Source organism: Streptomyces sp. NPDC020742 (genome assembly GCF_040641675.1).
Taxonomy (GTDB): Bacteria; Actinomycetota; Actinomycetes; order Streptomycetales; family Streptomycetaceae; genus Streptomyces.
Genome location: NZ_JBFAEA010000006.1, coordinates 349,200 through 373,144 on the forward strand (window position 1 = coordinate 349,200; position 23,945 = coordinate 373,144).

The window sequence follows — 23,945 nt, forward strand, 5'->3', positions numbered from 1 at the left end:
CCTGGCAGGAAAACGGGCCTGGCAGGAAGCTCTGGCCTGGCAGGAAATCGGGCGGAGAACCGGGGTCGGGGGTTGAGGAATCGGAGGAGGGGCTGGAGGCGGGACTGGGGCGGGGCCGGGGGGGGCGCCGGGCCGGGGAGCTCGCCGGGGCTGTACTCCGGGATGGGCCCGGCGATGCGGACCCGGCCATTACGGACCTGGCCCGCTCCCCCGGCTAGCGGAGCCGGCTAACGGACCCAGCCGGTGTACCCCTGGCGGCCCCAGTGACGCGCTCCGCCGGATGGTCGGGCGGCGGGCCGCTCGCCCGGTTCCAGCGCGGTGGCGACCGCCCGCACCAGCCAGGCGTTGACCGAGAGGCCCTCCTGGCCCGCGGCTTCCTCGGCCTTGGTCTTGAGGTGGGCCGGGAGGCGGAGGTTGATCCGCGCCGTACCGCCCTCGTCCCCCTCTGGAACGACCGGCGTCGGGTGCACCGGCGCCGGTCCGGCCGCGCTCCCCGGCCCCTCGGGCTCCTCGTAGGGGTCCAGTCGCGGTGGCAGTGTCACCACGAACTCCGGATCGACACCGCGCAGCCGCACATCGACCGACCCCGGGGCGAGGTCACGGGTGATCTCACCCATGGCGGCGGAGAGTGCATTGAGCAGCGTGAGCCGGGCGGCCGACTCCAGGGGAGTAGTGAGTCTCTCGGCCAGCGCGCGGGCTTCGTCCCCGCCCGCGTCGGCAGCGACCGCGAGCTCGTGCCGGAGATTGTCGACGTAGGGCGTGAGGTCCATGACGCCATGATGGCATCACCATGGCACCACCGCAAGCCTCGCTTGGCACGCATACGGCACCATGAAGAGAAAAGACCAGGTCATAGGCGACACCATGACCCCAGAAGACTTCACTCAACGAACCCATGAAGGGAGCATCCACGCCGGGCTGACGCCATCACGGCACCACCTTGGCCCCTCCATGGCACCTCCACGGCACCGCGTGGCACTCCAGCACCGCGTGGCGCACCAGCATCGTGTGGCACACCGACATCGAGCGGCAGAGCGGCACACCTGCGTCGAGCAGCACACCGGCGTCGAGCGGCAACCAGCACCCGACCGGGCGCACCGAGTTGACCTTCACCTTGCGGCAAGCCACAGCATCGTCGGCGCCGGCCGGGCGCCGCGCCCGGCAACGAGGAGGGGTGGACATGCGGTTGCTGACCATCGAGGCGTGCACGGAGGTGTCGGGGCTCATCCGGGCAGCGGACGAGTACCGCCTCGCCCGCGAGGCACGGCAAGGCCGGAGGGCCGCCCACCGCGACATCGGCAAGGGCATCGACAGGGCCGCCTACAGGCATGCCAACGGGGTGGCAGGAGAAGGCACTGTGGCTCCTGGCGGCGCGAGCGAGGCAGCGCCGGCGGGCCGCTCGGCGGCCCAGCCCGCAAACCGGTCGGCAGCAGGATCCGGAGGCCGGGCAGCAGCCGAGTCCGGAGGCCCGTGGGCAGCCGGGTCCGAAGGCCAGTGGGCAGCCGGGCCCGGAGGCCGGGCAGCAGCCGGGTCCCGGGGCCGGTGGGCAGCCGAGTCCGCACCCGCTCGGCGGCCGGGTCCGGAGGACGATGGGCGGTGACCGCGGCCGGAGGCCTACGCGATCATCGCCAGCTCCGGGTCCTCCCGGAGCTTGGCCAGGGCACGGGAGACGGCGCTCTTGACCGTCCCGATGGAGACCTCCATGACCTCGGCGGTCTGGGCCTCGCTGAGGTCCTCGTAGTACCGGAGGACGACCATGGCCCGCTGACGGGCGGGCAGCCGCATCACCGCCCGCCACATCGCGTCCCGCAGCCCCTCCAGCTCGGCCGGGTCCGGCGCCGGCAGCGGGTCCGGCTCGGGGAGCTCGTCGACGGCGAACTCCTCGACCTTGCGCTTGCGCCACTGGGAGGTGCGGGTGTTGATCAACGCGCGGCGGACATAGCCGTCCAGCGCACGGTGGTCCTCGATGCGTTCCCAGGCCACGAAGGTCTTGGTCAGCGCCGTCTGGAGGAGGTCCTCGGCGTCGTTGGGGTTGGCGGACAGCGACCGCGCGGCGCGCAGCAAGACCGGCCCCCGGGCCCGTACATAGGAGGAGAACGACGGGAACACAGCGGCGGTCGAAGCGCTTGTGCACACTGGCGTGGTCATAGGCCCCACGCTAGAAGCGGGGGCGGGTAACGGGGATCGGCCCCAGGTGCCGAAGCGCCCTCCCCCTCAAGTTGTACGGGTGGCGCCGGCCCGACCTCCTTTGGGGGGATGGGCGGGGAGGCGCCACCTAGGTGGTGCGCGACGCCTGTCCGGACACCGGGCCTCCTCAACCGTCCGCGCCGAGGACGAGCCCGGACGTGGGCACCCCGGTGCCCGCGGTGACCAGGACGCGGGCGGCGCCCGGCACCTGGTTCACCGAGGTGCCGCGGAGCTGGCGGACCGCCTCGGCGATGCCGTTCATGCCGTGGAGGTAGGCCTCGCCGAGCTGACCGCCGTGGGTATTCAGCGGGAGGGTGTCCGCGGCGACGAAGCCGGCGGCCTCCCCCCGGGCGCAGAAGCCGAACTCCTCCAACTGCATCAGCACGAACGGAGTGAAGTGGTCGTAGAGCACGGCGACGTCGATCTCCCCGGGACCGAGGCCGGCGGTGCGCCACAACTGGCCTGCCACCACGCCCATTTCGGGGAGTCCGGTCAGATCGTCGCGGGAGAAGCTGGTCATCTGTTCCTGGGCGCGGCCGGCGCCCTGGGCCGCCGCGGTGACGATCGCTGGCGGCTGCCGCAGATCGCGGGCGCGCTCGCACGAGGTGACCACCAGCGCCTGGCCGCCGTCGGTCTCCTGGCAACAGTCCAGCAGGCGCAGCGGCTCGACGATCCAACGGGACGCGGCGTGGTCGGCGAGGGTGATGGGCTTGCCGTAGAAGTACGCGGCTGGGTTGCGAGCGGCGTGCCGGCGGTCGGTGACCGCGACGTGCCCGAAGACCTCCGGGGTCAGCCCGTAGGTGTGGAGGTAGCGCTGGGCGGCCATCGCGACCCAAGAGGCGGGGGTGAGCAGCCCGAAGGGGAGCATCCAACCGAGCGCCGCCCCCTCGGCGGAGGGTTCGCGCTGCTGGACCCCGGAGCCGAAGCGGCGGCCGGAGCGCTCGTTGAAGGCGCGGTAGCAGACCACCACGTCCGCGATGCCGGCGGCGACGGCCAGCGCGGCCTGCTGGACGGTGGCGCAGGCCGCGCCGCCGCCGTAGTGGACCCGGGAGAAGAAGGACAGCTCCCCGATGCCCGCGGCCTGCGCGAGGGTGATCTCGGGGGTGGTGTCCATGGTGAAGGTGACCAGACCGTCGACGTCGGCGGGGGTCAGCCCGGCGTCGTCGAGCGCGGTGTGCACCGCCTCGACGGCGAGCTTGAGTTCGCTGCGCCCGGAGTCCTTGGAGAACTCGGTCGCGCCGATGCCGGCGATGGCGGCCCGGCCGGAGAGGCCGTCGGGGCGGGTCAGGCTCATACGGCGTCCTCGGGGAGGGACACGGTGACCGTGCCGGTGACGTGGTGGCCGAGGGAGTTCGCCCCGACGATCCGCACCGCCGCCGTCCGGCCGGTCCCCTGGGTCATGGTGTCTGGCGCCTCGGCCACCGTGCCGGCCACCTCAGCCACCGTGGCAGTCACCTCGGTCACCGTGCCTGGCACCTCGGCCACCGTGCCGGTCGCCCCGGCCACGGTGCCGGTCGCCTCGGTCACCGTGCCGGCCGCCTCGGCCACCGTGGCAGTCACCTCGGTCACCGTGCCGGTCAACGTCATGGTGTCCCCCGGGTAGTTGGGGACCCCCAGACGGATCGCGACCTTGCGCAGGGTGCAGCGCGGCCCGAAGTGGTCGGTGACATAGCGGCCGACCAGCCCGTTGGTGGTGAGGATGTTCATGAAGATGTCTGGGGAGCCCTTCTCCTTGGCCGCCTCGGCGTCGTGGTGCACGTCCTGGTAGTCGCGGGAGGCGAGCGCCCCGGCGACGATCAGGGTGCGGGTGATCGGGATCTCCAGGGGTGGCAGCGTGTCACCGGCCCTGACGCGCGGCACTGCGTCGCTGCGCCCTGCTGGACCATGCCCTTCTCGACCGTGCCGTTCTTGACCGCGCTCTTCTCGACCGTGCCGTGCCTGGCGAGCCCCTGTGCTGCTGCGCCCTGCCTGGCTATGACCTGCTTGACGGTGCCCCGCCTGGCTGTGCATCGACTATCACCTCACCGAGTTCTTCGAGGAGTCGGGCGCCGGACCCGAGGTAGGCATCGAGCTGCCGGCCCCACAGGAAGTGCCGGTGGACGGGGTGGTCCAGGGCGGCACCGAGCCCGCCGTGCAGGTGCTGGCCGGTGTGCACCACCCTCGTCCCCGCCTCCGACGCCCACCAGGCCGCGGTCAGCGCATGTCCGGCGCAGGGCAGCTGCTCGTCGTACCGCCAGGCCGCCTCGTAGGTGGTGACCCGGATCGCCTCGGTGTCCATATGGGCGTCGGCGGCTCGCAGTTGTACGCCCTGGTGGGTGCAGAGCGGGCGGCCGAACTGCTCGCGGGTGGTGGTGTGGGCCACGGCGTGGGCCAGGGAACCGGCACAGACCCCGGCCTGGAGGGCGGCGAAGGCGATCCGGCTCGCGGCCAGCACGCCTGGGTAGGCCCGCCCGTCCCGGTCGCCGATCCGCTCGGCCCGCGCCCCGTCGAGCACCAGCCGGCCGGCCGCCCAGGGCGCGGTGAGCTCGACCGGCTCGATCCGCGCCTCGGACCCGGACACCGGGACCCACCACAACACCGTGTCCGCGTCCGCGACCAGCACATGGGTGGCCTCGCGCACCCAGGGCACCCAGGGCACCACGCCCGTCAGCCGTCCGCCGTCGCCCTCCGCGTCCGCCGCCGCCCGTACCGACCCGGCCGGCAACAGGGCCCCGGTCGCCACGGTCGTGCCGTCCCGGAGGCCGGGCAGCAGCCGTTGCCGCTGGGCGTCGGTGCCGTGCCGGGCCAGGGGGAGCACCCCGTACGCGCAGGTGGCCGCGAGCGGCACCGGTGCCGTACGGCGCCCCTGCTCCTCCAGTACCAGCGCCAGACCGAGCAGCCCGATGTCCTCGACGGCCGCCGGCAGTCCGGCCGTACAGAGCGCCTTCCACAGCGCGGCGTCCGATCCGCCCCCGGCCGCCGCGAGCCGGTCGGGGGTGGCGAGATCGCCGAAGATCCGGGCCGCGAGCTGCTGGGCGGCCGACTGCTCTTCCGTGGGCGTGAAGTCCATCTCAGCCCGCACCGCCCTCGTCCGCCCGGAACACCGGCAGCTCCCACTCCTCGTCCACCCGCAGGAAGTCGAGCCGTACCGGCATCCCGATCCGCACCTCGTCGTAGGGCACGCCGGTCACATTGCTGACCATCCGTACGCCCTCGGCCAACTCGATCAGCCCCACCGCGTACGGCGGGTCGAAGGCCGGGAACGGCGGGTGGTGCATCACCACGTACGAGTGGACCGTCCCCGCGCCGCCCGCCTCGACGGTGTCCCAGTCGGGCGACCCGCAGGCTGCGCACCCGGGCAGCCAGGGGAAGCGCAGCGTCCGGCAGCCGGTGCACCGCTGGATCAGCAGCCGGTGCTGCCGGACGCCCTCCCAGAAGCCGGCGTTGTCCCGGTTGATCACCGGCCGGGGGCGCCGGGCCTTGGACGGGCGCCGGGCCGGTGCGTACTTGAGGATCCGGAAGCGGTGGGTGCCGGCCGGCTCGCCGTTCGCCCGCACGTCCATCCGCGTGGTGACGAAGTACCCGGTGCCCAGCTTGGTGGTCTTGCGCGCGGACACCGACTCGATCACCGCGTCGAAGGTGATCGCGTCGCCGGGCCGCAGCGGACGCAGGTACTCCTGCTCGCAGTCGGTGGCGACCACCGAGGTGCAGCCGGCGTCGTCGAGCAGCCGGGACAGCTCGTCGTACGCGCCCGAACGGTCCTGGTGCCCGGCGAGCCCGGCCATCGTCCAGGCCTGGAGCATGGTGGGCGGGGCGATGGCGTCCGGCCCGGTGTAGGCCGGGCTGCGGTCGCCCATCGCCTCGCACCAGTGCCTGATCATCGGGGCGTTGACCGGATCCCTGCCGATGCCGACGGTGCCGGTCGGTCGGCCCTCGTACGCCTTCAGCCGCCAGTACAGCCCGTCCGGGCCATCCGAACCAGCCTTCTTGGCAGCGGAGTTGGCGGCGTCCGCCCGGGCGGCGCCCACGCCCGGCCCGTCGCCCACGCCCGGCCCGTCGCCCTCGCGCCGGCCGCTCATCGCCGCCCCCTGGTCATCCCCAGCCGCGCCGTCGCGACGATCTCCCGCTGGATCTCGCTCACTCCGCCCCCGAAGGTGTTGATCTGCGCCGCCCGGTTCATCCGCTCCAGTTCGCCGTCCTGGTGGGCGCCCGGTGACCCGGCCCGCACCAGGGCGGTGTCGCCGACCACCTCCTGGCACATCCGGTAGACCTCGACGGCACTCTCGGTCCCGGCGAACTTGACCCCGCTGGCGTCCCCGGGGCTGAGCGTCCCGGCCCCCACCTCGCCCACCAGCCGCCAGTTCAGCAGCCGGGTGGCGGCCAGCCGGGCGTGCGCCTCGGCGAGCCTGGCCCGTACCCAGGGGCGGTCCGCCGGCCGTTCCCCGGTCCGCGGATCCGGCGTACGGGCGTGTGCCAGCGCCGCCTCGTAGGCGTCCTCGGCCTGCATCCCGATGGCCGCCAGCGCGACCCGCTCGTGGTTGAGCTGGTTGGTGATCAACTGCCAGCCGGCGTGCTCAGCGCCGACGAGGTTCCCGGCCGGGACGCGTACGTCGTCGTAGTAGGTGGCGGTGGTCATCAGCCCGCCGACCGTCTCGATCGGTGTCCAGGAGAAGCCGGGCGCGTCGGTGGGCACCAGGAGGATCGAGATGCCCCGGTGCTTGGGCGCGTCCGGGTCGGTGCGGCAGGCGAGCCAGATCCAGTCGGCCTGGTGGGCGTTGCTGGTGAAGGACTTGGCGCCGTTGATCAGCCAGTGGTCGCCGTCGACGGCGGGACGCCGCACCGCGCGGGTGCGCAGCGCGGCGAGGTCGGTGCCGGCCTCCGGTTCGGTGTAGCCGATCGCGAAGACCAGCTCGCCGCTGAGGATCCGGGGCAGGAAGTCGTCCTTCTGCTGCCGGGTTCCGTACTTCATCAGGGTCGGACCGACGGTGTTGAGGGTGACCATCGAGACCGGGGCGCCGGCCCGGTACGCCTCGTCGAAGAAGACGAACTGCTCGTCGGGGCCGCGGCCCTGCCCTCCGTACGCGGTCGGCCAGCCCAGGCCCAGCATGCCGTCGGCACCGATCCGGCGCAGCACCGCGCGCTGCGCCGCGGGGTCCTGGAGCGGTCCGTCGGGCAGCACGTCCCGGAAGTAGGCGCGGAGTTCGGTGCGCAGCCGATCGAGGCGCGCGGTGGGGGCGAGGTGCACGGTGGGCGTCCTCCCCTGATGGGGTCCGTACGTGCGGTGCGCGGGAGCCGCGGGCGCACACACGGACGAGCGGGTTTCTGACTGTCCGTCAGAAACCCGCTCGCTGTCAAGGCCGGCGCAGTGAACCCCGGAGCAGCCCCACTGCTCGGTGCACCGGCCCTGGACCTCACCCTCCGGTCGGCCGCCACTCCCCATGGCGGCGGGCCGGTCAGCCGATGTTGTTGCCGAAGCTGACGGTGGCATTGTCCTGGTCGATGGACGTGTAGCCGGAGCCGTTCACGCTCGCGGTGTTGTTCTGGTTGGAGGCACCGGCGCCGTTGGCGACCTGCTGGCCGTTGGTGGCGTTGCCGTGATTGTCGGCGCCGATGAGGACGCCCCCCTGGCTCGTCGCCGCGGAGCTGGAGCCGTTGTTCGCAAGGCCGCCGTTATCGGCCTGTGCCACGCCGGAAAGCAACGCAACCGCGAATGGCAGTGCGGCGGCCACGGCGATGGCGCGGGCAGTACGGGTGCTTGCCATGTCTCTTCCTCCTACGGAACACAGTTCTCTGGATCTGTCCTGCTGGATCCGACCTGCCGGACCCGCCTGCTCGATCCCGCTCGCTCCCGATCCGGATGTCATCAACTCCGTTTGTTCATCGGGTGGTTGGCCGACCACCGCGATGACCTTCTCGACGTCGCGACCTCAGGATTGCCCACCGGATCCGCGGCGGACCCGCGACGACGGGGCGATTCCCCCGCAAGCATGAGGAGCCCCGGGTAAACCCCGGCCGCACCACCTCACCCCGCCCACACCCCCGCGGCCGAGCCGCCACCCACGAGAGGCCCCATCCCCCAACGGCCGTACGCTCCCCCGCGCCGCCCCTGCACATCCGGCGCACGGGCCGCCCCGCACACGCCCCCCTGCCCTTTGTCGAACGTTCGTACGAAAATGGAGCCATGGCCACGCCCCGCCGCCATGCCGCACCACCGGCCACCCGCAACGCCCCCGGGCCCGGCGCCCCACCGCAGCCCGCCGCTCCGCCGTATCCCGCCCCCTCTCCACCGCCCGGTGCCGCGCCACCGCCCGACAGCTCCCGGCCGCCCGACAGCTCTCCGCCGCCCGCCGACGACCACACCGCCGCCCTCGCCGACGCCCTGCGCGCGGCCGAGCGCGGCTACCCCGTCATCCCGCTGACCCGCAGCAAGCTCCCCGCGATCCGGTCCCCGCACCGCGGCCACCCCGAGGTCCCGCCCTGCCGCGGCGGCTGTGGCCGGGTCGGGCACGGCGTCCATGACGCGAGCACCGACCCGCTCGTGGTCCGCCGGATGTTCGCCGCCGCCCCGTGGGCGACCGGCTACGGCATCGCCTGCGGGCGGCCCCCGCACCACCTCATCGGGGTCGACCTCGACACCAAGAACGGCGCCGACGGCCTCACCGCCCTGCACTTCCTCGCCCAGCAGCACGGCTTCCCGATCCCGCCCACGGTCACCGTCCACACCCCCAGCGGCGGCCGCCACCTCTGGCTCACCGGCCCGCCGTCCCCGCCCGTCCCCAACTCGGTCGGCAAGCTCGCCCCCGGAATCGACGTCCGCGGCACCGGCGGCTACCTGGTCGGCCCCGGCTCGCTCACCACTCACGGCCGGTACGTCCTCGCCCCGCACGCACCGCCCCGCCCGGCACCCGTGCCGGACGCGCTGTTCGCCCTCCTCACCGCCCCACCGCCGTCCGCCCACCGGGAGCCCGCGCCCGGCACCCCGCCACAGCCGGCCGGCGCCCTCGTACGGTTCGTCCGTACCTCGCCGGACGGCCAGCGCAACGCCCGGCTCTTCTGGGCCGCCTGCCGCGCCCACGAGTCCGGCCTGGGCCGGGAACTCGCCGAACGCCTGGTCACGGCCGCCTGCCACGCCGGCCTCTCCGAACAGGAGGCCCGCGCCACACTCGCCTCGGCGGCCCGCCGTTGACCCTTCTCCCCGCGGGCCCCGCCCGACGGAAAACCGGATGCACCCACCACCCCGCCCCACTACCCTCCCCACCATGTCCACGCCCCGGATCTCCTAGCTCGGAAACCCGCTTCCACGCCACCGGTGTGCCCACATCCGCCCGTGGCCCCCGCGTTTCCGAGCGTCCTCTCTTCCCTTTCCGGAGCGTTTTCCGTGATCACCGTGCGCGGTGTCGACGTACGCGTCGGCGCCCGACTCCTGCTGTCCGACCTCTCCTTCCACATCGCCCCCGGCGACCGCATCGGCCTCGTGGGCCGCAACGGCGCCGGAAAGACCACCCTGATGCACACCCTGACCGGCCGACACCGCCCGGCCGCCGGGAACATCACCCGCACCGGCTCCCTCGGGCACCTCGCCCAGGACTCCCGTACCGCCGCCCCGGAGACCACCGTCCTCGACCGGGTCCTCTCCGCCCGCGGCCTGGACCGTGCCGTACGGGCGCTGCGGGCCGCCGAGGCCGCGCTGGCCACGGCGGACGGCACCGCGCAGGAACAGGCGGCGCTGGCCTGCTACGCCCGCGCCGAGGCGGAGTTCCAGGTGTGCGGCGGCTACGCGGCCGAGGCCGAGGCGGCCCGGATCGCCGCCGGGGTGGGACTGCCGCAACGGGTCATCGACCAGCCGGTCGGCTCCCTCTCCGGCGGCCAGCGGCGTCGCGTCGAACTGGCCCGCATCCTCGCCGCCGACCACGACACCCTGCTGCTCGACGAGCCCACCAACCACCTGGACGCCGACTCCCTCGCCTGGCTGCGCACCTTTCTGGCGTCCCACCGGGGCGGCCTGGTCGTCATCAGCCACGACACCGAGCTGCTGGCCGGCGTCGTCAACCGCGTCTTCCACCTGGACCCCGGGCGCGCCACGGTCGACATCCACAACACCTCCTGGGACGCCTACCTCACCCAGCGCGCGGCCGACGAACGGCGCCGCACCCGCGAGCGCGCACAGGCGGAACGCAAGGCGACCGCACTGCGCACCCAGGCCGAGAAGATGCGCTCCCATGTCGCCACCGCGGTGGCCGCGAAGAACATGGCCCGCCGCGCCGACCGGCTGCTGGCGGACCTGGAACCGGCCCGGCGCACCGAGCGGACCGCCCGGATCCGGCTCCCCGAGCCCGCGCCGTGCGGCCGGGTGCCGCTGGGCGCCGTCAGCCTGGCCAAGTCCTACGGCGCGCATCGGGTGCTCCATGGGGTCGACCTGGCCGTCGACCGCGGCAGCCGGTTGGTGGTCCTCGGTCTCAACGGTGCGGGAAAGACCACCCTGTTGCGGCTGCTCGCCGGCCGCGAGACCCCCGACTCCGGTCGTCTGGTGCCCGGAGTCGGCCTGCGGCTCGGCTACTTCGCCCAGGAGCACGACACCCTCGACCCGGCCCGCAGCGTCCGTCAGAACCTCGCCGACGCCGCACCCCACCTCACCAACGGCGAGGCCCGCCAGGTCCTCGGCTCGTTCCTGTTCACCGGCGACGACGCCGACAAACCGGCCGGGGTGCTCTCCGGCGGCGAGAAGACCCGGCTGGCGCTGGCCGGCCTGGTCCACTCCGGCGCCAACGTCCTGCTGCTCGACGAGCCCACCAACAACCTCGATCCGGCCTCCCGGGACGAGGTGCTGACGGCGGTCGACGGCTACCCGGGCGCAATCGTGATGGTCACCCACGACCCCGGCGCGGTCGACGCCCTGCGCCCGGACCGCGTACTGCTGCTACCGGACGGCACGGAGGACCTGTGGAGCCCGGAATACGGGGAACTGGTCGGCCTTTCCTAGCTCCCCACACACCCCGGGGCCACTCCGGCCCCGGGGCCCCTACCCACCACCTCCCGCAGAATCGGGCGACGACAGCCCACAGAAGCACCAACCCAAAAATTGGAACCGAAACCCAAAACCAAACCAGCAGCAAAAACAAAAACAAAAACGGAACCGGAACCGGAACCGGAACCGGAAGCAGAAGCGGAAGCGGAAGCGGAAGCGGAAGCGGAAGCGGAAAAAGGCAAAACCAGACCCCCCGAATAAACCCCCGAATCCCCCCCAAAGAAACCCCCGAGAAACCCCCGCCACGCCGCACCTTCTTCACCTTCCCTGCACACATGCACACATGGCGGGGGATGGGCCAAACAATTTCCGTTCGCCCCTTCAATCAGTCGCTGCCCCACTGTTCAGGCGTCGGTTCCGGAACTCGCAACCGGTCCCATGAACTCCGCCCCGGCCAACCATCCGCATCGGGTCCCGAGAAACCCAATTGCTGCTGCCAGAGCGCGTAGGCCTGCCGATGCCTCTCGTTCCACCTGGGCCCGGGCCCGGAGAACCCATAGGGTTCACCGCAGCCTTCATCGGCGAGCCGCTGCCCCATGTTCAGGACGATGGGGCTCTCCGGCGGCGGCAGGGCCTTGAACCACTCCACACCAGGGAAGGGCACCAGCCCCGTCCCGGCCGGCGCGGGCTCGCCCACGGCCGACTTCCCCACGATCAGCTTCAGCCCGACGGGGATGATGTTCGGGTCCGGAATGTTGTTCCAGATCTGAAGCTGCTTCACGGTGGTATGGAAGCGATTGGCAAGCGCGCCCAGCGTGTCACCCGCCACCACGGTGTAGATCTTGTCGCCTGTTGTCTGTTGAGTGCTCATGGCACTCACGCTAGAAGCCTTTACCCGACTCCGCACCATTTCGCAAATGAACCGCGCCCGCCCGCACGGCAAATTGGTTGACGCCTCACTGAAAAATGCGCACAAAAATCACCCACAGTGATCCCGCCGCGAACCGCACTAGCGCAAGCACACGCACAATCCCCTAGCAACACCCGTCGGGAAATTCACCAAAATCACCTGGCGTTAATTGATTCCGCAAAAGAAATGGACCGGTCCGAGTTCTGGCCACAGGTTGGCCACACCCCGGCACAGGTGCGACCAACTGACTGCCACAGCGCCGAGCCCGAGCCGGGTGACACCGGTTCGTTCGCTACGCGTCACCCCGTGCCGGACAGGTCACGCCCGCGCCGGACGGAGCGGCCACACACGGCCAGCGGCCGTCAGCCACAGATCAACGGCGCCGAGAAAAGGGACCGGCCCCCGACCGGAAAATTCCTGGTCAGGGGCCGTTCCACCGTACTGAACTGCGGAGGCTGTGGGATTTGAACCCACGGTGACGTCGCCGCCACGACAGTTTTCAAGACTGTTCCCTTAGGCCGCTCGGGCAAGCCTCCCCACGACACTGGTGGCCCGTGCAGGGCGCTGGTGTCGCGGGGATCAGACTAGCGCGTCACTTGTCGCCCGTGCGCTGGCCCAGGGTGACTTTGACGGTGTGCTCCTTACCGCCGCGCTTGTAGGTCAGAGTGACCTGGTCGCCCGGCTTGTGCTGCCAGATCTCGCTGATCAGGGTGGGGCCGCTGTCGACGACCGTGTCGTCGAGCTTGGTGATGGTGTCACCGGGCCGCAGACCGGCCTTGTCGGCCGGGCCGTTCGGGGTGACCGCGTCGCTGCCGTTGTTGCCGGTCTGGGCGATGGTCGCGCCGTCGCCGGTGTCCCGCATGCCGACCTGGACGCCGATCTGGGGGTAGACCGGCTTGCCGGTCCTGATCAGGTCCTGGGCCACCCGCTTGGCCTGGTCGATGGGGATGGCGAAGCCCAGGCCGATGCTGCCGGACTGGCTGGACTCGCCGCCCAGGCCGCCGCCGTTGCCGGCCGACTGGATGGCGGAGTTGATGCCGATGACGTTGCCGCCGGCGTCCATCAGCGGGCCACCGGAGTTACCGGGGTTTATCGAGGCGTCCGTCTGCAGGGCGCTCATGTACGAGGCACTGCTGCCGCCGCCGTCGCTGGAGGCCACCGGGCGGTCCTTGGCGCTGATGATGCCGGTGGTGACCGTACCGGAGAGGCCGAACGGGGCACCGATGGCGATGGTGGCGTCGCCCACCTGGACCTGGGACGACTTGCCGAGCGGGAGCGGGTTGAGGGTGGCGCCGGAGGCGTTCTTGAGCTTGATCACGGCGACGTCGTAGCCCTGGGCGTGGCCGATGACCTCGGCGTCGTACTTCTTGCCGTTGGAGAACGTCGCGGTGAGCTTGCCGCCGTCGGCCGCACTGGCGACGACGTGGTTGTTGGTGAGGATGTGGCCCTGCTTGTCGTAGACGAAGCCGGTGCCGGTGCCGCCCTCACCGGTGGCGCCCTGCGCCTCGATCGTCACGACGCTGGGCAGCGCCCGCTGCGCTATCCCGGAGACCGAGGTGGGCTTGCGGTTGAGGGCACCGGCGTCGCCGGTTGCGGAGACCGTCGTCGAGTCGTCGTTCTGGCCGGCCGCCCAGAAACCGATGCCGCCGCCGATACCGCCGGCGACCAGTGCGGCCGCCAGGACGGCGGCGATCAGCCCACCGTTGCGCCGCTTGGGTGCAGGGTGCTCCGGAGCACCCCAGGGACCGCCGCCGTACGGGGGGCCGCCCCAGCCGCCGGACGAGGAGCCGTGGCCGGAGGGGTACGTCGGGATCTGCGCGGTCTGCTCCGTGCCGGGCACGGCGGTGCCGTCGCCGGGGTGACCGGGCTGCTGCGGCTGTCCGGCGGGCGGGTGGCCCTGGGCCGCGGCCGTCGGGGTGAAGCCCGGCGGCGGGGGCGCCGCCGGCGGCGTGCCCGGTACGGGCGGGGCCTGGGGAGCCTGGGCGCCGGAGGCGGACGCGGGGGCGCTGTCCGGCTTCGGCCCGGTCGGCGGCGCGGCCTCCGACGGGACGGCGGCTCCCTCGTTCTCGGTGCTCACAGCTCTCTCCTCAGCTTCCTGCGGGCCTTGCGGTCCCTACGGGCCCTCCGGTGGGCCCGTACGGGCGGTGCGGGTCGTACAGCTCCTGGCTGCGGGGCTCCGGTGAGCCCTACCCAGTACCCCAGGATTCAGGATCCGGGGGATCCGGGCGAGTCCCGTCCACTGGGCGGGCCGACGATCCGCGGGTCCCCGCCCATGGGCCGGGCCGGGACGTACGGTCCGTCCGGCGGCACAGGCGAGTCTCCGTCCCAGCCTTTCCCACCGCGCGTCAGAGCACCGTAAGCCGAGGCTGTGACTGTCCCCTCATCCTTTATGCCGGACAAAACCGGCGCATCCCCTGATCCGCCCTCGGGGTACGCACCGTCGGCCCGGGAACAGCGGATGGCACGATAACGCGGTGACCTCTGCGCACCCCGCTCAGGACGCCCGTCCGGGTCGTCCCCCGATCTCCGTCGTCGCCCACCGAGGTGCCTCCGAGGATGCCCCGGAGCACACCCTGGCCGCCTACCGCCAGGCGATCGAGGACGGCGCGGACGCCCTGGAGTGCGATGTCCGGCTGACCGCCGACGGCCATCTGGTGTGCGTCCACGACCGGCGGGTGAACCGCACCTCCAACGGGCGCGGTGCGGTCTCCACCCTGGAGCTCGCCGATCTCGCCACGCTCGACTTCGGGTCGTGGAAGGACGAGGCCTACGGGAACGAGGCGCCGGACCGTCAGCACGAGGACCCCGAGCGGACGTCCGTGCTGACGCTGGAGCGGCTGCTGGAGCTGGTCGCCGACGCCGACCGGCGGGTCGAGCTGGCCATCGAGACCAAGCACCCGACGCGCTGGGCCGGGCAGGTGGAGGAGCGGCTGGTCGAGTTGCTCGGCCGGTTCGGACATACGCATCCGGCCATGAACGCCGGCCGGGGCTCCGCGGTCCGGGTCATGAGCTTCTCGGCACGCTCGCTGCACCGCGTGCGGGCCGCGGCGCCCGGCCTGCCGGTCGTCTACCTGATGCAATTCCTCACGCCGCGGTACCGCGACGGCCGGCTGCCGGCCGGGGTCGGCATCGCGGGCCCCGGTATACGGATCCTCCGTTCGCACCCGGAGTACGTCGCCAGGGCGCACCGCGCGGGTCACCAGGTCCATGTGTGGACGGTCAATGACCCGGCCGATGTCGAGCTGTGCCAGGAATTGGGAGTGGACGCGGTTATTACAAATCGCCCCAGACAGGTACGAATGCAACTCGGCCTTGGCTAAAGCCCCTCACAGGGTGTGCACCGGCGCATTCGGCATGTATTCGATTATGTCTCTTGCGTCACTGCGTGCCGCTTGGCCGGTTTCCGGTCCAGTCCATTGGGGCATTCATCCCGTGGCGTGGGGCAAAGGAGGTCTCGGGGGTGGCGTTGGTGGTGGCACAAGAGGTGCCGACGTCGTCGATCATGGCCGTACCCCATGGTCCAGTGGGTGTGGGCATGGCCAGGCGACGCATGCGAGAAGAGCTTTTGGCAAGTGGAGTTCAGGACAGCGTCGTCGATGACGCGGTCCTCATCCTTTCGGAACTCCTGAGCAATGCGTGTCGTCATGCGCGTCCGATATGCGAAAACGGCTCGCTCAGTTCCGCGCGGGCCGTGCCCAAGGAGGCGTCGCAGGACGCCCCGTTGGCGTCCGTCCGGGCGTCCTGGCGCATCGACGCACAGGGCCGGCTGACCGTCGCGGTCACGGACGGCGGCGGCCCGACCCGGCCGCTTCCGGCCACTCCCTCGGTCACCGCGCACGGCGGCCGAGGGCTGGCGATCATCCGGTCGCTCGCCAAGGACTGGGGTGTGCGCGACACGGTGCCCGGTGAGGTGACGGTCTGGGCGGTGCTCTCCCTGCAGGGCGGCTTCGCTACGCGCGTGGATCTGACGCCCGGCGTGCCGTCCTCGCTTACGGGGCGCGGGACCACACTGGGCCCGGCCTTCGTGGACGTCGACGATCTGACGTAACGGCCTTACGGCAGGGGGGCTTTGGCCGACCGGCGCGGCCGGCGGGCCGAGTGGCCGCTCCCGGCCGGCCGGGAGCGGCCCGCGGCGCGGCGAGCACCCTTCCGGCACCGGCCGGGACACGGCGCCTGCCGAGCGAGGGCACCCCGGTACGCAATCCTCTAGGCTCGCGCCGACACGCGTCCGTACGCCGAGGATCGACCGGGAGACACCGCCGCCATGGCAAAGAAGCGCCGCCCCCAGCCCCAGGCCGCAGCACCGCAGATCAAGGACGGCGAGGTGCCGGTCGTCGGCGCTCGTGAGCCCTGTCCGTGCGGTTCGGGCCGCCGCTACAAGGCGTGCCACGGGCGGCGCGCCGCGCACGCCGTCACCGAGCTGGTGCAGCGCCCCTTCGAGGGCCTGCCCGGGGAGTGCGACTGGGTGGCGCTGCGCGAGTTGGTGCCGGCCGCCACCGCACCGCTGACGCTGAAGGGCGGGCTGCCCGAGGGCGTGCCGTCCGTGACGCTCGCCACCGTCCTGCCGATGGCCTGGCCCGCGCTGCGCCGGGACAACGGCGCGATCTTCCTCGGCCTGCAGAACGACACCGCCTCCGGCGACCTCAGCCGCGACCTCGCGGACACCCTGCAGCGCGCCCTGGTCGCCGAGCCGGGCAGCCCGGTCACCGCCGCCCGGCCCTCCGCCGACGGCCCCCGGCTGCAGGACCTGCTCGACCCGGACGCGCCGTTCGAGCCGACCGTCCACACCGGGTTCGAGTTCTGGGTGGAGAACGCCGAGAACGCCACCGGTGAGGTCGCCGCCTCCCTGGAGCGGGCCAATGCGGCGGCCGTCCCGACGGCCCGGATCCCCGGCCTGGAGGGCGCGTACTGGTGTGAGGCGCCGGAGAAGAACCATCTGCGCTGGGTCACCTCGCACCCCGAGGAGCAGCTGCTGGACGCGCTCGCCCGGCTGCACGCCGCGGGGGCCTCCTCGCTCGGCGACGACACCCGGCTGGTGGGGTCGTTCCGCGCCCACGGCCTGGTCGTTCCGGTGTGGGACCTGCCCTCGTCGATGGGGGCCGACGAGGTCGCCAAGCCGGCCGAGGCGTTCGCCGAGCGGCTGGCCGAGGCGCTGGCGGCCACCGCCCCGCTGACCCCCGACGAGCGCCGGGCGCGCGGCGGGCTCACCAACCGTCAGATCACCCTGAGCTGACCGCCCGGTCCTCGGTCGTGCGGCTCGTACGCCTCCCCGGTGCCCGGGTGACTCCGGTCACCACTTTCGGACTCCTTTCCTGAAGAGGCGTCCGGAATTCCACGATCGAATTTGCTAACCGCGGATCTCTTGTTACGGTTCTGGAAGCCCGGTCGCTGGTGCATCCCCCGTCGCCAGCGACCGGGCGCTTCCATGTCCGGAACCGGGCATTCCACTCGGACCGGGCACCGGCCCGACGCGGGCCCTCAGCGCCCCGAACCACTCCCGCCCACGGCAGAGTTGCTGCCGGCCCGCAGGCGCAGCCGCTCCCCCGACGCATCGGCGATCTCCGCCACCGCGCCGTACCCCGGCCGACCCCGGAGCACGGTCGCACCGGCCGGCGTCTCGCAGCCGCCGGGCACGTCGGCCGCCGGAACGTCGCAGGTCACCTGGAGGGTGCGACCGTCCGGCCGGAGCAGGGTGAGCACAGCGCGCAGCGGGCTGCCGGTGCGGTTGCGGTAGTACGTGCGCGCCCAGGTCCGGCCACGCTCGGCGAGCACACAGGTCTGCGCCTCGATCCCCCGGCCGGAGCCGAGTGCGGGTCCGCAGTGGGCGGTGCGGCCGGACCGCAACGGCAGTCCGAGGCCCCGGGACCGGTCGGCGGGCCGGCCGGCGGAGCGGGGGGAGCGGACGGCACCGGTGCGTCGTCCGTCCGCTCCGGAGCCGCGTTCCGCGGCGTCGACACCGGCGACCGAGGGGCTGTTTTCGGCCGTGCCGGCAGCCGGTGCTCCGGCACCCGGACCCGGGGTGCGCGGCCTTGACTCCTCCGCCGGGCCGGCCATCGCGGCGCCCAGGGGTACGGCGACGGCCAGCAGCGCCACGGCGGCGAGCCCGGTCATGCGGATGTTCTGCGCGCGCTGCACGGCCCCCACCTGGAGAGAGATGCCGCCGACGGCGGCTTGACGGTGAGCCGAACCTATCGGCCGGCGCGGGCACCTCCGGCCGCGTGAGGACCCGTTTCCCGTGGTGCGGGGGCCGGTCGCACCCGGACGGGTGAACTCTCAGTACGCGAGCTTGCTTCCGCCGTCCGGGGCGCTGGTGCTCGCCAGCACCAGGGCGTCGACGATCGTGGACACCTCCGGCAGCCACGGCGCGGCCGTGGTGGCGGCCGGCGGGCGCTCCCAGCGCACCCGGCCGGCGCCGATCTGGGACGGCGGAAGCACCAGATATCCGCCCTCGCCGTGGAAGCGCAGCGAGCTGGGCACCCAGCTCTGGGAGTGCAGCAATTCGCCCAACTCCGGCAGGCCGTAGGGGGATACCAGCAGCGACCAGCGGGTGGGCGTGGCGACGACCGGGCCGAGGCGGACGCCGAAGTGGTCCAGGGCCGCCAGGGCGCGGGCGCCGGCGACCGCCGGCAGACTCACCGCGCACGGCGCCCGTCCGCCGGTGGCCAGCACGACCGGGGCGTCCGGGCGGTTGGTCCACCACCAACGGACCATCCGGGCATCGGTGCTGGCCGCCAGCAGGCCCGGGTCGAAGGGGTGGGCACCGGGCACCACGCAGTCCGGGTCGGGACAGCTGCACTGCGGGGCGGGGCGCTCGCCGAGCCCGAGCCGGACACCGGCCGGCTGCCGGCCGCCCGACCGGAGCCCCACACCGGGGAGCACCGGCCACTGCCACTCGGTGGCGCAGTGGAGCGCCGCACCGAGCAGCGCCGACCGTCCGCCGCGGCGGAACAGGGGCTTGCGTCGCCTTCCGAGGATCTCGCGCATGAGCGCTCGTTCCTTTCCGTGAACGCCGAGGGCTTGTCCATCGCACTACAGGGCACTGCTTGCCACTCCGCCATCGGTCACGCCGCGCCGCTTCATGCCGCCTGGGTGGCGTTCTTGCGGCCCGGTGGTGCGACCCGGGGTCGATCGCGCGTCGATCACGCCACGTGGAGCTTTGGTCACCGCGTGTACGAGGCAGCGCATCACGCCGTACGTCGAGCGTGGAACATGGCGGGGGTGGCGCGCGCATGGCGCTTGAGCTTCCGTTGTGCGGTCCCCGCCACAAGGGAGTCCGTCGCGGTCTTCGCCGTATGAGACGCCGGTGCCCGCCGGAGAGTTCCGGTACGGGCGCAACCGGCCCCGCACCTATCCGATGACGTACCTGCCACTGTGAGGGTGACGCACTGTCGATCGCCGTCAGTCGACCTCAAATTGACGCTCGGGGGGCTTTTTTCAGGCCAATCTACAGACCCCGCTGACACCACAAACCCCAACGGGACAATGCTGGACATCGCATTGCTGGTGCGTGTACATGTGGAGGCATTGATAGCGGAGCAGCATGACATGGGGGTTTGCGATGCTATTGAGGAATTTGAGCGGCCAAACGGACCGCACAACATCACTCAACGAAATGTCACACTCCCTACCAAAATCCGGCCTGACCTGGGCCAATGCCTGGCGCGACGATAGCCGCCAACCATGACCACCCCGCACGTACCGAAAGTGGCTGGAATCGAACCAGCGCTTCCCGCGCCGGCTCACACTGCCAGCCCACATGTCGCGATGCCGCCCGCGGATCGCCCTTCTGACGCCCCGTCCGGCCCCCTTGCGGACGCCGTCCCGCACGCCGCCCCCGTCGCGTCCGGGGTGTGCGAGGAGGTCTCCGCCGTCGATCAACTCGCCGCCGTCCAGGACCGGCTGGCCGGCTGGATCTCCGACCTCAGCACCCTGCACGACCTGACCGAACGGCTCGCCCGTACCCGCACCCTGGAGGACGCCCTCCACGAGCTGCTGCGCGCCGGCGCCGCGCTGGTCGGCGCGCGCCGCGGCCTGGTCGTCGTCGCCCCCGCCGACGGCCTGGGCCCCGAGACCACGGTCGGACTCGGGCTCGGACACGCCGAGATCGGACACATCGAGACCATCCCGCGCCGCGCCCTGTCGTACGCGCGGATACTGGACGGCCTGCCGGAGCCGGGCGCCGCCGGTGACGACGCCCCCGACATCGCCGAGCCCGACATCCCCGGCGAGAAGGACCTCGACCCCCGCCTGCGCGAGGTCGCTGCCCGCCTGGGGTACGCGGCCAGTTACGCGGTACCGCTCACCGCCGCCCCGTTCGGCCGCACCGGTGCCGCGGTCTGGCTCTACGACGAACCGGCCGAACCCACCGAGCGCCAGCGCCATCTCGTCGGCGTCTACCGCGCGCACGCCGCCGAACACCTCGCCCGCCTCCTCGAACTGCACCGCAGTCGGCAGGCAGCACGAACCCTCCGGGAGGAGCTGCTGCCGCACCGCCTGCCGAGGGTGCCCGGCGTACGGCTGGCGGTACGGCACAGCACCGGCCCGCGCGGCGGCGGCGACTGGTACGACGCGCTGCCGCTGCCGGACGGCGCACTGGGCCTGGCCGTCGGCTCGGTCACCGGCTCCGGGCCGAGCGCGGTGGCCGCCATGGGGCGGCTGCGGGCATCACTGCGGGCCTATGCGGTCATGGAGGGCGAGGACCCGGTCGCCGTCCTCTCCGACCTGGAGCTGCTGCTGCGGCTGACCGAGCCGGCCCGCAGCGCCACCGCGCTGTTCGCCTTCACCGAGCCGCCGCCCGGTGCGCCGGGCGGGCCGCCCGCGGCGCCGATGCCGGACGGCATCACCGACCCCTTCGGCCGCAAGCTGGTGCTGGCCGGCGCCGGTCACTGTCCCCCGCTGATCCTGGGCGACCTGCGGACCGAGTTCGTGGAGACCTCGCTGTCCGCGCCGCTGGGCATGCTGGCCTGCTGGGAAGCGCCGAGCGTGGAGATCGAACCGGCCGGCGGCGAGACCCTGCTGCTCTACAGCGACGGGCTGCTGCACCGCACCGGCGAGCCCATGGACCGCGCCTTCGCCCGGCTGCACTCGGCCGCCGCAGGGGTCCCCCGGGCCGTCCGCCACGACCCGGAGGCGGTGCTCGACCACATCGTGCGCACGATGCTGCCGCAGGGCCTGGACGACGAGGAGTCGGAGGAGGACGTGGTGCTGCTGGCCGCGCACTTCGAGGAGTGACGCGGGGTGACCGCGCCGGAGCGCGGTGTCACACCGGCCGGCGCCGTCATGTCGAAGGGCGGAGTGCCGGAGAGGTCACACCTTCCTCCCTCTGGACCGCTTTGCCTCCAGCCATACGATGGAGGGCGGTTCAGTCTTTAAAGGAGGCATGGTGACCGACGCGCTCACGCCGGAGACCCCGGACGAGGACGAGCAGCCGATCAAGCAGCGCAAGAACGGCCTTTACCCGGGCGTCTCGGACGAGCTCGCGGAGAACATGAAGAGCGGCTGGGCCGATACCGAGCTGCGCGATCTGCAGCCGATCGAGCAGGCCCCGAACGCCGCCCGGCGCCGCGAGGCCCTCTCGGCGCAGTTCCCCGGCGAGCGACTGGTGATCCCGGCGGGCAACCTGAAGACCCGCTCCAACGACACCGAGTACGCCTTCCGGGCCGCGACGGAGTACGTCTACCTCACCGGCGACCAGACCGACGACAGCGTCCTGGTGCTGGAGCCCCGCAGGAAAGCGGCGGACGGCCACGACGCGACGCTCTACCGGCTGCCCCGCTCCGACCGCGAGAACGGCGAGTTCTGGCTGAGCGGCATGGGCGAGCTGTGGGTGGGCCGCCGGCACAGCCTGGCCGAGTCCGAGGCGCTGCTCGGCGTCCCCTGCAAGGACGTCCGCGAACTGCCCGAGCTGCTCAAGGAGGCCACCGGCCCGGTCCGCGTGGTGCGCGGGCACGACGCCGGCATCGAGGCCGCGCTGACCGACAAGGTCACCGCCGAGCGCGACGAGGAGCTGCGGGTCAACCTCTCCGAGGCCCGCGCGGTCAAGGACGCCTTCGAGATCGGCGAGCTCCAGAAGGCCGTGGACTCCACCGTCCGCGGCTTCGAGGACGTGGTGAAGGTCCTGGACCGGGCCGAGGCGACGTCCGAGCGGTACATCGAGGGCACCTTCTTCCTGCGCGCCCGGGTCGAGGGCAACGACATCGGCTACGGCTCGATCTGCGCCGCCGGCCCGCACGCCACCACACTGCACTGGGTCCGCAACGACGGCGCGGTCCGCTCCGGCGAGCTGCTGCTGCTGGACGCCGGTGTGGAGACGCACTCCCTCTACACCGCGGACGTCACCCGCACGCTGCCGATCAACGGCCGCTACTCCGACCTCCAGCGCACGATCTACGACGCCGTGTACGAGGCCCAGGAGGCGGGCATCGCCGCGGTCAAGCCGGGCGCTTCCTACCGCGACTTCCACGACGCGGCGCAGCAGGTGCTCGCCGAGAAGCTGGTCGAGTGGGGCCTGGTCGAGGGCCCGGTGGAGCGGGTGCTGGAGCTGGGCCTGCAGCGCCGCTGGACCCTGCACGGCACCGGCCACATGCTCGGCCTGGACGTCCACGACTGCGCCGCGGCCCGCACCGAGGCGTACGTCGACGGCACGCTGGAGCCCGGCATGGTGCTGACCGTCGAGCCCGGCCTGTACTTCCAGGCGGACGACCTGACGGTGCCCGAGGAGTACCGCGGGATCGGCGTCCGGATCGAGGACGACATCCTCGTGACGGAGGACGGCAACCGGAACCTCTCGGCCGCGCTGCCCCGGCGGTCGGACGAGGTCGAGGCGTGGATGGCGGAGCTGCGGAAGTCGTAGCCCGCAGGTCACGGGCCGGCGGCGGGGTCCGCCGCCGGCCCGTCCTCGTGCCGTGTGTACGCGCCCGCGCGCGCCGCGGCCCACACGGCGGTGGCGGTGGACTCGGCCAGGTGGTCGTCCACCGGCCGACGGGCAATCAGGATCCGGTAGTAGAACGGCGCCCCGAGCGCCGACATGACCTGCGTCGGGTCGGTATCCGGGGGCAGTTCGCCACGCACCATCGCCCGCTCCACCATCCGGCCCGCCAGCGGCAGCCGGTCCTCGAAGAAGGACCGGATCGCCGTGGCCGCGTGCGGGTCGGTGGCCGCGGCGGACACCACCGCCTGGATCAGCCGCCGCATCCGCGCCTCCCCGTAGAAGGCGCTGATCGAGCGCGCCAGGGTCCGCAGATCGCCGGGGAGGGTGCCGGTGTCCGGCAGCGGCACGCTGCCGCTCAGATCGGTCAGCAGGTCGCAGACCAGCCCCTCGGTGGAGCGCCAGCGCCGGTAGAGCGTCGCCACGTGGATGCCCGAGCGCTGCGCGACCCGCTCCATCGTGAGTCCGGCGAACCCGCCGTCATCCAACTCCTCGAAGACAGCGGCGAGTACGGCCTGCCGGGTACGGGCCGTCCGTCCACCGGGCCGGGTTTCGCCCGGGGCATGATGCGCTGTCACGACGGCTCCGTATTGCAGTGCGGGTTCACGCCAAGTATTGTCCGAGAAAGACTAACGCGAACGAGTTCGCTTTAGTCGTGGTGTGCGCTGGTCTCGTAGGGACAGGGGACGCCGCGGGGGAGGTCCTCCCACCGCGAGACCGCGCTGCACACCCTCCGCAAAGGGTGATTTCCGGACAGCTCTCCGACTTCCGAGGTTCGCCCGGTTTGACACGACTGCGACGGCGGCTCCTGTTGGAGCGAACGCGGTGTCACCAGCCGTCCACGCGCTCCCGGTTGCCCCCGCTCCGTCGCAGCTACCTCACCCGTACCCGCCGTCGGCGCGCACCGGGCACGGGGCGTGGTCGACGATGAAGCGGCCGGCGGGGCCGAGGCTGTGCGGCCCGGGGTGGGTGCGGTC

General features: G+C 72.5%; 21 protein-coding genes, 1 tRNA gene and 1 pseudogene. 7 read left to right on the forward strand and 16 right to left on the reverse strand.

What is annotated here, in order from left to right:
• Positions 1-227: 227 nt before the first annotated feature.
• From AB0G84_RS14740 to AB0G84_RS14780, 9 genes and pseudogenes are all read right to left on the reverse strand, one after another.
• Positions 228-770 (reverse strand): hypothetical protein, encoded by a 543-nt coding sequence (locus AB0G84_RS14740; RefSeq protein WP_361319868.1) that lies wholly within the window; start codon positions 768-770, stop codon positions 228-230.
• Positions 771-927: 157 nt separating this feature from the next.
• A complete protein-coding gene (locus AB0G84_RS14745) occupies positions 928-1,227 on the reverse strand; it encodes a hypothetical protein (protein WP_361319871.1) in 300 nt (99 codons plus the stop codon).
• Positions 1,228-1,614: 387 nt separating this feature from the next.
• Positions 1,615-2,148, reverse strand: coding sequence for a SigE family RNA polymerase sigma factor (locus AB0G84_RS14750; RefSeq protein ID WP_361319874.1), 534 nt, complete (start codon positions 2,146-2,148; stop codon positions 1,615-1,617).
• A 166-nt stretch (positions 2,149-2,314) separates the two neighbouring features.
• Positions 2,315-3,481 carry a lipid-transfer protein gene (locus tag AB0G84_RS14755; protein WP_361319877.1) on the reverse strand — a complete coding sequence of 389 codons (1,167 nt, stop codon included), beginning with the start codon at positions 3,479-3,481 and terminating at the stop codon, positions 2,315-2,317.
• Positions 3,482-3,645: 164 nt separating this feature from the next.
• Positions 3,646-4,047: pseudogene (locus AB0G84_RS14760) on the reverse strand (MaoC/PaaZ C-terminal domain-containing protein); the annotation flags it as partial.
• A gap of 112 nt (positions 4,048-4,159) precedes the next feature.
• A complete protein-coding gene (locus AB0G84_RS14765) occupies positions 4,160-5,236 on the reverse strand; it encodes an acyl-CoA dehydrogenase family protein (protein ID WP_361319880.1) in 1,077 nt (358 codons plus the stop codon).
• 1 nt (position 5,237) lies between these two features.
• Positions 5,238-6,245, reverse strand: coding sequence for an OB-fold domain-containing protein (locus AB0G84_RS14770; RefSeq protein ID WP_361319882.1), 1,008 nt, complete (start codon positions 6,243-6,245; stop codon positions 5,238-5,240).
• Positions 6,242-7,411 (reverse strand): acyl-CoA dehydrogenase family protein, encoded by a 1,170-nt coding sequence (locus AB0G84_RS14775; protein ID WP_361319885.1) that lies wholly within the window; start codon positions 7,409-7,411, stop codon positions 6,242-6,244. The genes AB0G84_RS14770 and AB0G84_RS14775 overlap by 4 nt, the downstream gene beginning before the upstream one ends.
• A gap of 208 nt (positions 7,412-7,619) precedes the next feature.
• A complete protein-coding gene (locus AB0G84_RS14780; RefSeq protein WP_361319888.1) occupies positions 7,620-7,928 on the reverse strand; it encodes a hypothetical protein in 309 nt (102 codons plus the stop codon).
• A 419-nt stretch (positions 7,929-8,347) separates the two neighbouring features.
• Here AB0G84_RS14780 and AB0G84_RS14785 point away from each other — a divergent pair, with 419 nt between their 5' ends.
• Together AB0G84_RS14785 and AB0G84_RS14790 are read left to right on the forward strand one after the other, a co-directional pair.
• Positions 8,348-9,352, forward strand: a complete 1,005-nt coding sequence (locus AB0G84_RS14785) for a bifunctional DNA primase/polymerase (RefSeq protein WP_361319891.1) — start codon at positions 8,348-8,350, stop codon at positions 9,350-9,352.
• A gap of 192 nt (positions 9,353-9,544) precedes the next feature.
• The gene (locus AB0G84_RS14790) at positions 9,545-11,146 is read left to right on the forward strand and encodes an ABC-F family ATP-binding cassette domain-containing protein (protein WP_361319894.1); all 1,602 of its coding nucleotides are present in this window, start codon (positions 9,545-9,547) and stop codon (positions 11,144-11,146) included.
• A gap of 370 nt (positions 11,147-11,516) precedes the next feature.
• Here AB0G84_RS14790 and AB0G84_RS14795 read toward each other — a convergent pair whose 3' ends face one another.
• The 3 genes from AB0G84_RS14795 to AB0G84_RS14805 form a co-directional block, all read right to left on the reverse strand.
• A complete protein-coding gene (locus AB0G84_RS14795) occupies positions 11,517-12,002 on the reverse strand; it encodes a peptidoglycan-binding protein (protein ID WP_361319896.1) in 486 nt (161 codons plus the stop codon).
• A gap of 488 nt (positions 12,003-12,490) precedes the next feature.
• Positions 12,491-12,577 (reverse strand) — tRNA-Ser (locus AB0G84_RS14800).
• A gap of 56 nt (positions 12,578-12,633) precedes the next feature.
• Positions 12,634-14,118 carry a trypsin-like peptidase domain-containing protein gene (locus tag AB0G84_RS14805; protein ID WP_361319899.1) on the reverse strand — a complete coding sequence of 495 codons (1,485 nt, stop codon included), beginning with the start codon at positions 14,116-14,118 and terminating at the stop codon, positions 12,634-12,636.
• A gap of 397 nt (positions 14,119-14,515) precedes the next feature.
• Here AB0G84_RS14805 and AB0G84_RS14810 point away from each other — a divergent pair, with 397 nt between their 5' ends.
• Entirely contained in the window at positions 14,516-15,361 is an 846-nt protein-coding gene (locus AB0G84_RS14810) for a glycerophosphodiester phosphodiesterase (RefSeq protein WP_361319901.1), read from the forward strand.
• 58 nt (positions 15,362-15,419) lie between these two features.
• On the opposite strand, the gene AB0G84_RS14815 is transcribed toward AB0G84_RS14810, so the two are convergent.
• Entirely contained in the window at positions 15,420-15,545 is a 126-nt protein-coding gene (locus AB0G84_RS14815; RefSeq protein ID WP_266105151.1) for a hypothetical protein, read from the reverse strand.
• Here AB0G84_RS14815 and AB0G84_RS14820 point away from each other — a divergent pair.
• Together AB0G84_RS14820 and AB0G84_RS14825 are read left to right on the forward strand one after the other, a co-directional pair.
• Entirely contained in the window at positions 15,502-16,089 is a 588-nt protein-coding gene (locus tag AB0G84_RS14820; protein WP_361319904.1) for an ATP-binding protein, read from the forward strand. The two genes, AB0G84_RS14815 and AB0G84_RS14820, sit on opposite strands and share 44 nt — an antisense overlap.
• Positions 16,090-16,305: 216 nt before the next feature.
• Positions 16,306-17,274 carry a DUF5926 family protein gene (locus AB0G84_RS14825; RefSeq protein WP_361319907.1) on the forward strand — a complete coding sequence of 323 codons (969 nt, stop codon included), beginning with the start codon at positions 16,306-16,308 and terminating at the stop codon, positions 17,272-17,274.
• Positions 17,275-17,519: 245 nt separating this feature from the next.
• On the opposite strand, the gene AB0G84_RS14830 is transcribed toward AB0G84_RS14825, so the two are convergent.
• Together AB0G84_RS14830 and AB0G84_RS14835 are read right to left on the reverse strand one after the other, a co-directional pair.
• Positions 17,520-18,176 (reverse strand): hypothetical protein, encoded by a 657-nt coding sequence (locus AB0G84_RS14830; RefSeq protein WP_361319910.1) that lies wholly within the window; start codon positions 18,174-18,176, stop codon positions 17,520-17,522.
• A 138-nt stretch (positions 18,177-18,314) separates the two neighbouring features.
• Positions 18,315-19,025: a bifunctional DNA primase/polymerase gene (locus AB0G84_RS14835; protein WP_361319912.1), complete on the reverse strand. Its 711-nt coding sequence runs from the start codon at positions 19,023-19,025 to the stop codon at positions 18,315-18,317.
• 696 nt (positions 19,026-19,721) lie between these two features.
• Between AB0G84_RS14835 and AB0G84_RS14840 the strand changes: the two genes are divergently transcribed.
• Together AB0G84_RS14840 and AB0G84_RS14845 are read left to right on the forward strand one after the other, a co-directional pair.
• On the forward strand, positions 19,722-21,272 hold the full coding sequence (locus AB0G84_RS14840; protein ID WP_361319915.1) for a PP2C family protein-serine/threonine phosphatase: 1,551 nt from the start codon (positions 19,722-19,724) through the stop codon (positions 21,270-21,272).
• Positions 21,273-21,423: 151 nt separating this feature from the next.
• A complete protein-coding gene (locus AB0G84_RS14845) occupies positions 21,424-22,893 on the forward strand; it encodes an aminopeptidase P family protein (RefSeq protein WP_361319980.1) in 1,470 nt (489 codons plus the stop codon).
• A gap of 8 nt (positions 22,894-22,901) precedes the next feature.
• Here the strand turns inward: AB0G84_RS14845 and AB0G84_RS14850 are convergent, their stop codons facing one another.
• Positions 22,902-23,546 (reverse strand): TetR/AcrR family transcriptional regulator, encoded by a 645-nt coding sequence (locus AB0G84_RS14850; RefSeq protein WP_361319918.1) that lies wholly within the window; start codon positions 23,544-23,546, stop codon positions 22,902-22,904.
• Positions 23,547-23,945 lie beyond the last annotated feature (399 nt).